The organism is Dactylosporangium sp. NPDC005555, assembly GCF_040605635.1.
Taxonomy (GTDB): domain Bacteria; phylum Actinomycetota; class Actinomycetes; order Mycobacteriales; family Micromonosporaceae; genus Dactylosporangium.
In genome coordinates, this window is record NZ_JBEXDG010000046.1 from 16,194 (window position 1) to 30,586 (window position 14,393).

Consider the following 14,393-nt stretch of genomic DNA (forward strand, 5'->3'; position numbering starts at 1 on the left):
CAATTCTGCGGATGCGCGGCATCACCAAGACGTTTCCCGGCGTTGCCGCGCTGCAGGATGTGAACCTCGAGGTCCGCCGCGGGGAGATCCATGCGATCTGCGGCGAGAACGGCGCCGGGAAGTCGACCCTCATGAAGGTGTTGTCGGGGGTGTACCCGCACGGCTCGTACACCGGCGACATCGAGTTCGACGGGGAGCCCTGCCACTTCGGGGGCATCCGCGACAGCGAGCGGCGGGGCATCGTCATCATCCATCAGGAGCTGGCGCTGATCCCGCACCTGTCGATCGCGGAGAACATCTTCCTCGGCAACGAGCGGGTGCACCGCGGCCTGATCGACTGGAACCGCACCAACGCTGACGCAGGCGCGCTCCTGCGCCGGGTCGGCCTGCGGGACAACCCCGTCACGCCCGCGATGGACCTCGGCGTCGGCAAGCAGCAGCTCGTCGAGATCGCCAAGGCGCTGTCGAAGGAGGTGAAGCTGCTCATCCTCGACGAGCCGACCGCGGCGCTCAACGAGAGCGACTCCCGGCACCTGCTCGACCTGCTGCTGGAGTTCCGGGAGCGGGGCATCACCTGCGTGATCATCTCGCACAAGCTCAACGAGATCGAGGCGGTCGCCGACACCACCACGATCCTGCGCGACGGCCGGACCATCGAGACCCTCGACATGCACGAGCTGGGCGTGTCCGAGGACCGGATCATCTCCGGCATGGTCGGCCGGGACCTGTCGCACCGCTTCCCGCCGCACGTGTCGACCGTCGGCGAGGAGGCGCTGCGGATCGAGGACTGGACCGTGCGCAGCCCCACCCAGCACGGCCGGGTCGTCGTCGACCGGGCCAACCTGACGCTGCGCCGCGGCGAGATCGTCGGCCTCGCCGGGCTCATGGGCGCCGGGCGCACCGAGCTCGCGATGAGCGTCTTCGGCCGCAGCTACGGCACCGGCATCACCGGCCGGGTCTTCAAGGACGGCGTCCCGGTCGAGCTGCGGACCGTCGGCGACGCGATCGGCCACGGCATCGCGTACGCCACCGAGGACCGCAAACGCTACGGCCTCAACCTCATCGAGGACATCCAGCGCAACGTCTCCGGCGCCGCGCTGCCGCGGCTCGCCCGGGCCGGCTGGGTCGACGACAACCAGGAGTTCCGCGTCGCCGAGGACTACCGCAAGAGCCTCAACATCAAGGCGCCCGGCGTCGGCGCGGTCACCGGCACGCTCAGCGGCGGCAACCAGCAGAAGGTCGTCCTCGCCAAATGGATCTTCACGAACCCTGACGTGCTGATCCTCGACGAGCCGACCCGCGGCATCGACATCGGCGCCAAGTACGAGATCTACACGATCATCAACCGGCTCGCCGACGAGGGCAAGGCGATCCTCGTCATCTCCTCCGAGCTGCCGGAGCTGCTCGGCATCTGCGACCGCATCTACGCCCTGTCGGCGGGCCGGGTCACCGGAGAGGTGTCCCGCGCCGACGCGACCCCCGAGCGGCTCATGCAGCTCATGACGGCCCGTTCTTCCAAGGAGAGCTCATGACGACGATCGTCGAACCCGAGACGGACACCGTCGTCGCGGCGCCGACCCGGTTCTCGGTCAACCTGCGGCAGAGCGGCATCTATCTCGCGTTCGCCGCGATCGTGGTCCTGTTCGAGATCCTGACCTCCGGCGCGCTGCTGGAGCCGCAGAACATCTCCAACATCGTCGTGCAGAACTCGTACATCCTGATCCTCGCCATCGGCATGATCCTGATCATCATCGCCGGGCACATCGACCTGTCGGCGGGCTCGGTCGTCGCCGTGACCGGTGCCGTCGCCGCGGTCCTGATGGTCGACCTCGACGTGCCGTGGCCCGTGGCGATCCTGGCGACGCTCGTCGTCGGGGCGCTGATCGGGGCGTGGCAGGGGTTCTGGATCGCGTACTTCGGCATCCCCGCCTTCATCGTCACCCTCGCCGGCATGCTGGTGTTCCGGGCGCTGACCATGACGGTCCTGGGCAACCAGGGCATCGGGCCGTTCCCCGACGACGTGCGGACCCTGGCCAACGGGTTCACGCCCGGCTTCCTCAACAACATCGGCCTCGGCGTCCTCGGCGGCGCGGACCTCTTCACACTGCTGGTCGGCCTCGCGTCGGTGGCCGGCATCGTGGCCGTGCAGTGGCGGGCCCGGCGTGCCCGCATCGGCTACGGGCAGGCCGTCGACAGCGTGCCGGTCTTCGTCGCGAAGATCGCCGGGGCGTCGGTCGTGCTGATGTTCATCGTCGTCCAGCTGGCCCGCTTCAAGAACCTGCCGTGGGTCCTGGTGCTGCTCGCCGCGCTGGTCCTCGCGTACACCCTGATCTCCCAGCGGACCGTCTTCGGCCGGCACATCTACGCCGTCGGCGGCAACCTGCAGGCGGCCGGCCTGTCCGGGGTCAAGGTCAAGTCGGTCACGTTCTGGATCTTCGTGAACATGGGCCTGCTGTCGGCGATCGCGGGCGTCATCTTCGCCGGCCGGCTCAACCAGGCCGGCCCGACCGCCGGCAACGCCTTCGAACTCGACGCGATCGCGGCGGCGTTCATCGGCGGCGCCGCGGTGCAGGGTGGCGTCGGCAAGGTCGTCGGCGCCATCACCGGCGGCCTCATCATGGCCGTCATCAACAACGGCATGTCCCTCATCGGCTCCCCGAGCGAGCGCGTCATGCTCGTCAAGGGCCTGGTGCTGCTCGCCGCGGTAGCCTTCGACGTCTGGGCGAAGCGCCGCGCCGGTCGCTCCCGCTGAGATCTCCCTGGTACGTGGCCTGGGCGGGACGCGCACCGGTGGATGGATGAGGCCCAGGGGACGCTGACGGTCCCCTGGGCCTCGCGCTTTCCGGCCGTCGTTTCCGAAACCATTGGAACGACAGCGGCACCCCGGACCACCAATGGGAGCTGGTGCCCGCCGCCGTCTTCGTGCGCATCCGCAACCGCAACAGCGGCAAGCTCGCCCGGGCCGCCTACACCGCGAGCGCCGACCCCCGACCGGTCACTCCACGGCCCATGTGATCGCCGGTGGGCGGACGCGGGCGCATTGCGGGCCGCCGGCGGCGTCGGTCAGGCCGAGCCGGGCGACCAGCACGCCGGCGCCGTCGTGGGCGGCGCGGAGCAGGTCACCCGGGACGTCGCCGAACAGCAGCTTCGCCCGGCGGAACATCGCGAACTCCTCGCCGGTCACCGCACCCCAGCTCAGGTAGAGGAACCGGGCGCCGGGACGGCCGTGGACCCACGGGCCGCCGACGTCGAGCAGCCCGTCGACCTCGCGGCTGGTCACCTCGAGGTGCCAGACGGCCTCCGCCGCGTCGGCCCGCACCCGGTCGACCACCTCGGCCTTGCGCTGCACGCCGACGTGCACGTCGCCGAGCCGCAGCGCGTCAGCCTCCGTCCCGCCGCGCCGTCCTGGCAGGTCGCTGCCCTCGATCCGGATCCGCACGATGCCGACTCTATTCGCCGGCGGCTCCCCGTGTACGCATGGCAGCCAGCACCCACCCGAACGCAGGCACCGTGGCAGGACCTGCGTCGACGCCGTTGAGCTGGGCGAGCAACTGCCAGAACCGCTCGATCCGGGCATCGGCCACCATCTCGAGCCACGCCACGAACGCGGCGGCCTCGTCCCCGGTCAGGTCCGCCGGCACGATCAGGTCGAGCACCGCCCGCCCCGCCGCCGACGCCGGCGCGACGCCCCGCGCGACGGCGGGCCCGGCGTGGGCGAGGACGAGCGGCCGGATGTTCAACCCGAACTCCAGGCTCGCCCCGCTGCCGCCCTTCGCCATCGTGCGCAGCTTCCCGCGGAAGTCGTCGTCGGCGACGAGGTCGCCGAGCTCCAGCCAGGCGTCGACCTGCCCGGCGGTGGGGTCCTCGGGCAGCTCCCGCATCCAGCCGGCGACGACCGCGACATCCGGATCCCCGACGTCTTCCCCGACGTCTTCCCCGACGTCTTCCCCGACTTCTTCCCGGACGATGTCGGCGACGAAGTCGTCGATCATCCGTTGCCGCTGCTGCGCCGACATCCTGGCCAGCCTGTTCGTCACGGTCATCTCCTCGACGGTGCCACCCCGGGCGGCGACGTACCGCAGGACGGCCCGCCGCGACCGCAGCACCCGCATCTGCGCGTCGATCGCCTCGACATGCGCCGCGGCCAGCTCACCCGGCGTGACCCTCCCGTCGAGCAGACCCCGCACCGCGTCGAGCCCGAGCCCCAGGTCGCGCAGGGTGAGGATCAGCTCCAGCCGGGCGACCGCCGTCGCGTCGTAGCGCCGGTACCCTCCACCGGACCGGCCCGCCGGCGGCAGCACTCCGCTGTCCGACCAGAACCGCACGGTCCGCGCCGGCACCCCGGCCCGCCGCGCCAGCTGCCCGACCGTGTACGCCTCCGCCGCATCATCCATGCCGCCGATCCTCAACCTTCCACCCGCTGCGACCTCAACCTTTTATCGCAGGGTCCGGACCCCGGCCACGGGCGACGTCGAGGCCCAGGAGACAGAGCAGGTACTCCGGCGACGGCCCGTAGCGCCTGTCCCCGATCCTGCCGGTCGGGTCCCATCCGCTCTGCCCGGCCGCCGCCCTCTTCAGGGCCTCCTGTAGCAGCGCGGTCATGAGGTCGTCGAGGAGCCCGGTCTGCAGCACGATCAGCCGGTCGAGGAACACACCCGGGTCCATGTACGCCGGGGACGTCGTGACACCCCAGTCCTCCGGTCGTCCCAGCGCCGCCAGGGAGGTCGTGAAGACCGGGTCGGCGGGCAGCGTCAGGAGCGGCCGGAAGCGGCCGAAGGAACGCATCTCCCCGCGGGCGGTGCTGGCGAGGGACGCCTTGTGCACCGTGTTGCGCAACGCTCTGAGGACCTCGAGCAGGTGCCGGCCCGGCGTGCCCGGGGCGACCAGCGCGGCCAGGTCCGCGTGCCGCGCCGCGAGGTGTGTGACCCAGTCCTTGTTCTGCCACGCGGCCAGCCGCTCGTGGCAGTCCACCCGCAACGCCGAATGCACCACCAGCGCGGCGGCGTCCAGCGCGCCCATCATGAGCAGCAGACACTGATCGAACGCGAGACACGTCGCGTTGAAGGCGTAGAAGTCGTCCGACTGTTGCAGCGCCTGATGCATCACGTCGCGCTGCCACAGCGACAGCTCGGTCCGATACGTGACGGACGACGCCGCGGCACTCCGGGGCGTGCCGGGGCCGTGATTCTCATACAGCTCGCACCACTGGAAGGCCGCGGGCACCAGCGTATGCGCGCCGTCGGCGTAGAACCGCTTCCGGTCGAGGCTCTCGGGGAGCGACTCCACCGGTTCCCAGATCCGGTGGTGCCCCTGGGCGCGCAGATACAGGCCGATCAGCGCGATCGCCTGCCGCGGCCGGAAACACTGAGGATCCATCGCCCACCGGCACGGATCCTCCACGGTCCACAGCCGCGCCTCGAACAGATGGTCGCGCTCGGTGACGACGATGTCGGCGCCGGCAGCCGCGGCCACGGTCGAGATCTTCGCATCGGGGTGCGTGTGCTGCCTGGCGTACCCCGAGTCCAGATCGAGCGCCGGGTCCACCTCCCTGCCCCCGGGCGGCACGACCAGCCACTCGCGCAGCTGCCTGCCGCGCGCCTCCGGGTCGCGGTCGTCGAAGACGTAGCAGTCGAGATACGGATGGTCCAGCAGCGTCGACAACACGGCACCCGCGACCGACCTGCTGTCCCGCGAGCCGACCGTGTCCGCGTCGATCACCAGCGTCATCCTGCGCATCGGTGCCACCAACCTGGTGAACAGGCCCGGCTCATGATCCCGCCGCACCGGCGTCACCATCTGCCGCACCCGCTGCGGGTAATAGCTGGTGTCCATCCTCGGGATCACTGGGAACCCCACCCCTGACGTCGCAACAGGCCGCGCACCCGGGCAAGTATGGACCAACCTCCATCCCCCGTCCGTCAATTACCACCGCCCCCGGCGGTCCCAGCCCGGTCGCGACGAACCACCAGACCCTGCGACCACCCGGTGGATCCGGGGAGCCGGCCTGCTGGCGGGTCGAGCCGGGGTAGCGCCTCGACGGTCCTGGAAGGGTCGACCGTCAGCCCTGGTAGATCTCGAGGGAGGAGAGCTGGCCGGCGGGCTGGATCGAGTTGGACGAGATGAGGATGCGGACGTAGCGGTGCTGGCCTGACGCGACGCCGAGGGTGGCGCGCTGACCGTTGGCCGTGTCGAAGCGGCAGGAGGCGCCCGCGATCGTGGAGAAGCCGGTGCCGTCGAGGCTGCCGAGGACCGTCACCGTCTGTGTCCGGGCGGGCCAGGCGGACGACGGGGGCAGGCGCAGGACGATGCGGCGGACCGGGACCGGTGTGCCGAGGTCGACCTGGACCCACTGGGGCAGGGTGTTGTTGCGGCTTTCCCAGTAGGTCATGGGGTCGCCGTCGGTGATGCGGCCGGAGCCATATGCCTCGGTGTGGCTGCTCTCCGAGGTCGCCCGGCCCTGCGCGAGGTCGGTCGTGGTGTTGAACGGCACCGGGGACATGCTCACCACCGTCGTGGGCGCGCCGGGGGTGTTGGGCGTCTGTGACGCGGCAGCCGAGCCGCTCGGGCGGGGGGACGACGAGGTCGACGGCTTCGGCGTGGGCCGGCCGCTCGCCGACGTGGAAGCCGACGGGGCGCCGGGCACGCCGGCGGGCTCCGCCGCGGTCTGCGGTGAGGCGCCGGCGAGGTCGCTGCCGTCGCCGCCGCGCGGCCAGAACGCGACCGCCCCGGCGACGGTGAGCAGCAGCACGGCGACGGCCGCGGCGGCGAGCAGCGCCAGGCCGTTGCGCGTGCGGTGGACGGCGGCGGGTGGGTCCGGCGGCGCGGGCAGGGGTGGCATGGGCAGCAGGTCGGAGCGCTGGAACTCGCGCGCCTGCCCGCTGGTCACGCCGCTGCCGGGGTGCCGCTCGGCGAGCTCCCGCTCGGCGGCCTCGCCCCACGCGGACGACTTGCCGTGGACGACCAGGTCGACGGCGGCGGGGATGTCGGTCAGCAGGGCGGTGAACATCGCCGACAGCGGCGGCCACACCAGGTCGTCGACCACCTCGTCGGCGCTGCCGACGGCGACCCGGTAGACCCCCTCCCGATCGTCGGGCCCCCATGCCGGAACCCTGACGTCGGCCGGAGCGGCGGTCGGAGGAGGAACCGGCGGCGGCAGCGACCGCTCCGCGTCGCCGGGCTCGGGCAGGGATGCGCGGCCCTTCGCCGGTGGTGGGGGAGGGCCGGGGAACGCGTGGATGCCGCCGCCGCTCAGCCGCACCTGCCAGCCCATGTCCATCGCATAGGCGGCGGAGGAGAGCGGCCGCAGCGACGCGTGCGGCGGTGACGACGCGACGATCTCCTCGGCGCCGTCGGGGGTGAGGCGCAGCAGCCACGCCGGCTCGGCCCACACGGGACGCCGGTGCGCGTCGAGGGCGAACACCGTGATCGGCCCGGCGGGCGTGTGCAGCGGCACCCCGTTGACCAGGTGGACGGGCTCGCCGAGTCGCGCGGCGGCCTCGGTGGCGACCGCCCGCCCCGCGCCCTGCCCGGCACCGAGCGGCACCAGGTCGGCGACCCGGCGCACCCTGGTCGGCAGGGCCGCCATAGCGTCGGCGAGCTGCTCCCCGGTCAGCCCGGGATCGAACAGCAGCCGGGGGCGCGTCGGGTCGACCGCGACCGCGAACTCGACCCCGTCATAGGCCGCCGCGGCACCGATCGGCCCGGGGGAGAGCAGCCATCCGGCGGGCACCGGCTGGGCGATGACGGCCGCCGGCCACGGCAACGACGGCGGCACGAGGGTCTGCCAGTCAGGGGCGGGCCAGCGCGGGCCGAGCGACGAAGGAGCGACTCCGGGCCGGTGCTGCCACCAGCCACCCCCGGCCTCGGTCGTGACCAGGATCCCGCCCGGCGTCTGGATGACGGGCCCGTCAGGAGCGACGACGGGCCGGCCGATCGCCGCGGCGAGGTCAGGGCCGAGCGGGCCGGCGGCGAGCAGCACGACGTCATCCGAATCCGGCACGAATGCGGCCAGATCGGCGGCCGTCACCGACGCGTCGGGGGCGATCAGCACCGCCAGCCATCCGTCGGGGATCACCGGGAAGCCGGGCACGTCGCCGGCGAGCACGCACCGGTCCACCTTGCGGATGAACCCCACGCTCGCCGACGTCATGCCCGACAACCTACCGCCCAGGTATGACGAAACCGCTACCGCACATAGATCACCGGCGCCGGTGGGGTCGCCATGCCGCTGCCGATGAAGTACGACGGGTGCGGCGGCTGGTTGTACGCCGTGTTCTGCCAGGCGATCGCGCACCGGTACTGCGGGTCGTGCATCAGCGTGAACAGCCGCGTCGACGTCGGGTCGGGCGTGCTGTAGATCCGCAGCGCGGTGTTGTCCGTCGTCGGCCAGATGATCTCCTCGCGCCAGTCGCCGAGGATGTCGCCGGACAGTGACGGGGTCGACTTCGTGCTGTTGTTCGAGTGCACCCCGGACGCGGTCAGCAGCCGGGTGTCGCCCGACGTGCCGTATTTGTCCACGTGCGTGCCGTCGAGCAGCTCCCGCGTCGTGTCGCCGTCCCACCACGCGAGGAAGTTCGTCGAGCTCGGCTTGCGCGTCGCGACGACCGTGCCGCGGGGGTTGCGGACGCCGTCGGCGGCCGACGACCACGACTCGGCGCCGGCGCTGCCGGCCCAGATGTCGCCGGAGACGCCGCGGCCGTTGTCGCCGTTGGCCGGGGTGGACCACAGGATCTGCCCGGTGCGCGCGTCGGCCATCCACGACGAGGGCTTGCTGCCGTCCTCGTCGACCTTGAACTCCTCCAGGCCGGGACGCGAGGGGTCGAGGTCGCCGACGTGCATCGCGTCACCGTGGCCGTTGCCCGTGTTCCACAACCGGGCCCCGTTGTCGTCGATGGCCATCGATCCGTACACCACCTCGTCGCGGCCATCGAGATCGACATCGGCGATGGCGAGCTGGTGGTTTCCCTGCCCGGCGTAGGCGCTGTTGCCGGAGCTGTTGCTGTCGAACGTCCACCGCCGGGTCAGCGTGCCGTTGCGGAAGTCCCAGGCGACGATGACCGACCGGGTGTAGTAGCCGCGGGCCATGACCAGGCTGGGCCGCTGGCCGTCGAGGTACGCGGTGCCGGCCAGGAACCGGTCGACGCGGTTGCCGTAGCTGTCGCCCCAGGACGACACGGTGCCACGCGGCGGGACGTAGTCCACTGTGGACATCGCGGCGCCCGTGAGGCCGTTGAACATGGTGAGGTACTCGGGGCCACTGAGCACGTAGCCGGAGCTGTTGCGGTAGTCGGCGGACGCGTTGCCGATGACCCGTCCGGTGCCGTCGACCGTGGCGTCCGCGGTCTTCATGGCGACCTCGGCGTTGCCGTCGCCGTCGTAGTCGTACACCTGGAACTGCGTGTAGTGCGCCCCGGCGCGGATGTTCCGGCCCAGGTCGATGCGCCACAGCCGCTGCCCGGTCAGGCGGTAGGCGTCCACGTACACGACGCCGGTGACGCCGGACTGGGAGTTGTCCTTGGCGTCGGCGGGGTCCCATTTCAGCACGATCTCGTAGCGCCCGTCGCCGTCGAGGTCGCCGACGGATGCGTCGTTGGCGGTGTAGCCCGAGCCCGGCGAGGAGATCGGCACGTCGAGGTAGCCGTTCGCGAAGCGCAGCGACGCCCCCGAAGCGGCCTGCTCCGTGCCGCCGACCACCGCCCGCACCGTGTACGAGGCGTCCGCGGCGGCGCCGGCGTCGAGATAGTTCGTGCCGGCGGTGACCGTCGCGATGCGGGTGCCGCCGCGGTACAGGTTGAAGCCGGTGGACAACGCCTCGGTGCCGAGCAGCCGCCACGAGACGAGGTTGCCGCTGCCGGACCGCACGGAGATGAGGCCGCGGTCCAGGTCCTCCATCTGCTTCGCGCCGCTCACAGGCGGGGTGGAGGCGGAAGCGGAAGTGGGCGGTGCGGAGGAGGCGGGAGCCCCGGTGCACGTCACGCCGTTGAGAGCGAAGGACGTCGGCGACGGGTTGGTGCCGGAGAAGGATCCGTTGAACCCGAACGACACGGTCGCCCCGGTGGCGATCGCCGCGTTGTAGCCCGCGTCCGCCGCCCGGGTCTGGCCGCCGCTGGTGGTGACGGTCGCGTTCCACGCCTGCGTCACCGCCTGCCCGGCGGGGAACGTCCACGCCAGGGTCCAGCCGTTCACGGGGTCGCCGAGGTTGGTGATGTCGACGTTCGCGCCGAAGCCGCCCTGCCAGCTGTTCGTCACGGTGTACGTGACGCGGCAGCCCGACGCGGCCGCGGACGCGACCGTCACGCCGACCGCGGCGACGGCGACGACGGCCGCTCCGACCGCGATGGTGGCGACGGCCCGCCGCCGATGGTGTTTGAACCGCACGATCCGCTCCTCGCTGTGCACAAGGCGAAAGCGGCCGGGCAATTGCCCGACCCGGGACGGCGAGACCGTAGTCCCGGTCCCCGGGTCGGGCAATGCATCACCGATCGTCAATGCTCAGCGGATCGCTCCACAGCCGAAACTTTCAGGACAGCCGGAAGGACTGCGCCGCCGTGCCGTTGCACGTGTACTGCACCAGCTGCACGCTGTTGGCGGTCGACGCCGCCGGGACATCCAGGCACTTGCCCGACAGCCGGCTCACGAAGTGGTAGTAGCCGCCGCCCTCGGACACCGGCTGCCACTGCTGGTTGGTGCCGCCGCCGTACGTCCACGTCTGGATCGCCGCGTTGTCGGCGCTGGACACGTTGGTGATGTCGAGCGCCTGCGCGCTGTTGCCGCGGTTGTTGATGCGCACGTAGCCACCGCTGGTCGGCTGGAACTGGTACTGCTGCGCGGTGGAGGCGTTGCACGTGTACTGCTGGATCGCCGTGCCGTTCGTGGTGCCGGCGGAGCGCGCGTCGACGCACTTCGCCGAGTTCTTGTTGATGACGCTGTACCACGCGGTCGGCGAGATCGGTCCGGTGCTCGTCGAGGTCGACGGTGTCGGCGAGGGCGACGGCGGCGTGGTCGAAGCGCCCGCCAGCCACAGGATGCCGTCGATCAGCCACCGGTTCTGGTCGGCGGACTCGAACGTGGACGACGTGCGGGTGTTGGTCGAGTAGTTCATGCCGTTGTGGCCGAAGTTGGCGTACAGCATCTTGTAGTTACGGTTCGTCCACAGGATCGGGTAGTAGCCGCTGTACCAGGACTGGTTGGGGTCGGTGCCGACCGGGAAGCTGCTCGGGTCGACCGAGGCGAGGATGTCGATGTTCGGGTTCTGCCGCAGGTCGTTGCTCCACGAGTACCACTCGCTGACCGCCGACCGGAACGTCGCCGGCAGCCGCAGCGTGGACGGGTGCGCGCGGTCCTCGACCTTGAGCGTCACGCGGGTCGGGCCCCACGTGTTCGTCTGGAACGCGCCTGAGCCGAGGAACGTGTTGTAGTACCAGCTCCACGAGTTCGGGTCGGTGGTGAACGCGCTGACGTGGAAGCCCATCCAGGCGCCGCCGTTGTTCATGTACTGCTGGAACGCGGCCCGCTGCCCGGACGGCGGCGCGTCGTCGAGGAACATGATGACCTTGTACTGGGCGAGGCTGCCGGTGTTGAGCCGGCTCCAGTCGGTGGTCGACTCCCAGGTGAAGCCGTTCTGCGCGGCGGCCGTCGGGAACCAGTCCCGGGCCTCCTTGTCGAAGTCGATGTGCGCCGCGTCCCAGGTGCCGTTGTAGAAGGCGAGCACCTTGAACGGGGCGGCGGCGGCCAGGGTGGGCCTGATGACCAGGCTCACCCCCAGCACGGTCACCAGGGCGAGCGCGGCGAGCACGAGGCGTCGCGCGCTCGAGGGGAGTTTCTCGAGCACGGGTGGTCCTTCGGTAGGCGGGAGGGACGGGCGGATCCGCTCCAGTTGCATCATCAGCCATCGATGACGGCACCACAAGGTAAACAACCTTAATAGTTAAAGTAAGTCTCCAATTAAGCCGTCCGCGCAGGTGGCACTAGGGTGTCGGGCATGGATGGCGGCGCGCGCCGGGCCTTCGCGGCCGTGGTGGTGACATGGTGCCTGCTCGGCGCCGTCGGGGTGCTGCTCCGCGCCGACGCGACACCGCGGACGATGTGCGGCGCTTACGAGTGCCACCAGCGAGACATCGCGCTGCTGCCGGTGCTCGTGGTGCTCGTCCTCGGCATGTCGGCCGTCGCCGCCGGACTGGTGATCTCGGTCCTGGCGCGGCCCGCGCTGGTCCGCCGGATCACGCGGCCGGTGCTGGCCGGCACCGTCGCCGGGCTCAGCGGGCCGGTGGTGGTCGGCGTGGCGGCCGGGGCACTCGCCACGCCCTGGTATCCGTACGCGATCGTCCTCGGCGTCTTCGCCGTGGTGTTCGCGGTGATGACGCGGATCGCGCGGAGCTAGACCGCCGGCCGCACCCGCTGCGCGGCGGCGTCCCGGCCGCGGCCGGCAGGGCCCGGGAGGTGTCCGCACCGGCGGGCGTGCCCCGCCGGGAGGTGACCGCCGACGGGCTCGAGCGCACCTTCGCGCTGTATTACCTCAGCCGGTACCTGCTGAGCGGAGCGGCGACCGCACCGGCCTGCCGCTCCTGGTGCGAGGGCTGCTCACGGTCGCATCGGTCGCCGCGCGACCGGTGGCGGCCGCGGTCGCGCCGATCCACGCGTTCCACACCGGTCCCGACCATTGCGTGCCCCCCGAGACTCAGGCGGCGTAGTCCACCAGGTCGCCGCTGTTGAGGACCGAGCGTAGCCGGGACAGGTCGATGCCCTTGTCCTGCAGGCGCTTCACGACGTCGGTGGCGCTGCTGCCGCGCAGGGACTCGCTGTCGGTCTCCAGCAGGGAGCTGAGCTGTCGCAGCTTCGACTCGTCGGCCAGCCCGGCCGCGCCGCCGCGGGGACCGCCGGGCGGCGGGCCCGACGGCCGGCCCTTCTGCGCCGCGATCTGCTCGGCGACGGCGTCGTCGTCCTCTTCCGTCTTCTCGACCGAGGCCGAGACCGAGGTCGCCGCGGACGCCGGCTTGCCGGCCTTGATCGCGGCGATCAGGTCCTCGTGCGAGACGCCCTGCTCCTCGGCCACCTCCGTGAGGCTCCGACCACGGTCCAGCTTGCTCTTCAGCTCGTCGGAGGACAGGCCGAGCGTCTTGGAGACCGCCGACATCGGGTCCTGGCCGTCCTTCGGCGGCGGGGGCCGCATGCGGGTCTGCTGGGTGGCGAACGAGCCGGAGATACCCGAGATGCCGCTGATCGAGGTCACGTGTGCTCCATCCGTGGTGCCGTACCGCCGGACCGCCGATCGGCCCGACGGGGTCAACGTCGACCATCAACCCGCCGCCGGTGAGGGTTTGCCAGGGTTTTGCCAGACTTCACAGCAGCCTGGCAGTTGGCGGGCGGCGCCGGCGACGTCCGATCGGGTGCCCCGGGCCGCCGGCTGTTGTCCAACGGGCAGCGCCGTAAGGGCGGCCCGGCCGCGTCGACCACGATCGGGCACGTCGCCGAGATCGTCATCGACTGGTGCGAGGCCAAGGGCTACCCGCGGGTGGAGATCGTCGACCTGCCGATGCGCCCCGGCGAGCAGCCCGGTGCCGTCGTCAGCGCCGACGCCGAGACCCTGCGCGTCGTCGGGATCGACCCCGCCAGGGTCAGCCGGTCGAGGGTCCCGCGGTCAAGATACTGCGCCCGGAGCACGGACCGGACGGACAGAAGGCCGCCGATCGTCGACGTGCCAGGAAGTCTTGCAGACCGTGGCGATGGTCGATGTCATGAACGTGCCACCGTGAGGCGGTCGTCGCGCCCCTTCGCCCCGCTGGTGCGGAACAGGTCCCGCAGCACGCCGATCTCGCCGCCGTGGTGCATCGTCTCGCGGTTGACGTGCGCGATCAGCGCCGCCATCGGGTCCGCGGAGAAATAGGCGCCCTTCGGTCCCAATGGCGCGCTGAGCCCGGCCGGGTCGAGCGAGGAAACGTGGCCGTGCCACTCTCGGTAACTGTCCTCCAGGAACGCGACGCCTTCCCGCGCGGTGTGCGGCAGATCCGCGGGGACGTGCCGCGGGTCGAACATGTCGGCGTCGTCGCCGGCGCTTCCTTCGCGGAAGAACGTGCTGCTCCGGATCACGAAACAACCGACCGCGATGTGCATCATGCGCCAAGCGATCGTCGTCACGGGCGGTGGGTCGGCATCCGGGCCGTGCTCGACGCGGTAATTCCCGTCCTCGTCGGGACGGACCGACCAGCAGTCCTCCGCCGGTTCCCAGAAATACTCCTCGTCGGTGAGCCCGTCCAGCCTGGGCCGCAGATGCGCGTCCCAGTAGAACGCCAACTGCCCGACCAGCAGGTCGCCCCAATCGGGTGTGGAAGTGTTCGCCATGGGTAGAGTCTCGCCGATGCTCGGATCATGTGCGGCATCAGGGCCGTGTCGTAATT

General features: G+C 71.3%; 11 protein-coding genes. 3 read left to right on the forward strand and 8 right to left on the reverse strand.

Going from position 1 to position 14,393, the window contains the following annotated elements; translation table 11 throughout:
- Window positions 1-11: 11 nt before the first annotated feature.
- The gene (mmsA, locus tag ABZS58_RS36545; RefSeq protein ID WP_354787885.1) at window positions 12-1,532 is read left to right on the forward strand and encodes a multiple monosaccharide ABC transporter ATP-binding protein; all 1,521 of its coding nucleotides are present in this window, start codon (window positions 12-14) and stop codon (window positions 1,530-1,532) included.
- On the forward strand, window positions 1,529-2,752 hold the full coding sequence (gene mmsB / locus ABZS58_RS36550; protein WP_354787886.1) for a multiple monosaccharide ABC transporter permease: 1,224 nt from the start codon (window positions 1,529-1,531) through the stop codon (window positions 2,750-2,752). The genes mmsA and mmsB overlap by 4 nt, the downstream gene beginning before the upstream one ends.
- Window positions 2,753-2,995: 243 nt before the next feature.
- On the opposite strand, the gene ABZS58_RS36555 is transcribed toward mmsB, so the two are convergent.
- From ABZS58_RS36555 to ABZS58_RS36580, 6 genes are all read right to left on the reverse strand, one after another.
- The gene (locus tag ABZS58_RS36555) at window positions 2,996-3,439 is read right to left on the reverse strand and encodes a DUF5990 family protein (RefSeq protein WP_354787887.1); all 444 of its coding nucleotides are present in this window, start codon (window positions 3,437-3,439) and stop codon (window positions 2,996-2,998) included.
- 10 nt (window positions 3,440-3,449) lie between these two features.
- The gene (locus ABZS58_RS36560; protein ID WP_354787889.1) at window positions 3,450-4,394 is read right to left on the reverse strand and encodes a MerR family transcriptional regulator; all 945 of its coding nucleotides are present in this window, start codon (window positions 4,392-4,394) and stop codon (window positions 3,450-3,452) included.
- Between the two features lie 34 nt (window positions 4,395-4,428).
- Window positions 4,429-5,832, reverse strand: a complete 1,404-nt coding sequence (locus tag ABZS58_RS36565; protein WP_354787890.1) for a hypothetical protein — start codon at window positions 5,830-5,832, stop codon at window positions 4,429-4,431.
- A 226-nt stretch (window positions 5,833-6,058) separates the two neighbouring features.
- Window positions 6,059-8,149 carry a discoidin domain-containing protein gene (locus ABZS58_RS36570; protein WP_354787891.1) on the reverse strand — a complete coding sequence of 697 codons (2,091 nt, stop codon included), beginning with the start codon at window positions 8,147-8,149 and terminating at the stop codon, window positions 6,059-6,061.
- 35 nt (window positions 8,150-8,184) lie between these two features.
- On the reverse strand, window positions 8,185-10,338 hold the full coding sequence (locus ABZS58_RS36575) for a cellulose binding domain-containing protein (protein WP_354787982.1): 2,154 nt from the start codon (window positions 10,336-10,338) through the stop codon (window positions 8,185-8,187).
- Window positions 10,339-10,519: 181 nt separating this feature from the next.
- Complete coding sequence (locus tag ABZS58_RS36580) at window positions 10,520-11,830, reverse strand: ThuA domain-containing protein (protein WP_354787893.1); 1,311 nt, start codon at window positions 11,828-11,830, stop codon at window positions 10,520-10,522.
- Window positions 11,831-11,980: 150 nt separating this feature from the next.
- Between ABZS58_RS36580 and ABZS58_RS36585 the strand changes: the two genes are divergently transcribed.
- Window positions 11,981-12,379, forward strand: a complete 399-nt coding sequence (locus tag ABZS58_RS36585) for a hypothetical protein (protein WP_354787895.1) — start codon at window positions 11,981-11,983, stop codon at window positions 12,377-12,379.
- 297 nt (window positions 12,380-12,676) lie between these two features.
- Here ABZS58_RS36585 and ABZS58_RS36590 read toward each other — a convergent pair whose 3' ends face one another.
- A complete protein-coding gene (locus ABZS58_RS36590; RefSeq protein ID WP_354787896.1) occupies window positions 12,677-13,228 on the reverse strand; it encodes a hypothetical protein in 552 nt (183 codons plus the stop codon).
- 503 nt (window positions 13,229-13,731) lie between these two features.
- Window positions 13,732-14,337 carry a DinB family protein gene (locus ABZS58_RS36595; RefSeq protein WP_354787897.1) on the reverse strand — a complete coding sequence of 202 codons (606 nt, stop codon included), beginning with the start codon at window positions 14,335-14,337 and terminating at the stop codon, window positions 13,732-13,734.
- Window positions 14,338-14,393: the final 56 nt, after the last annotated feature.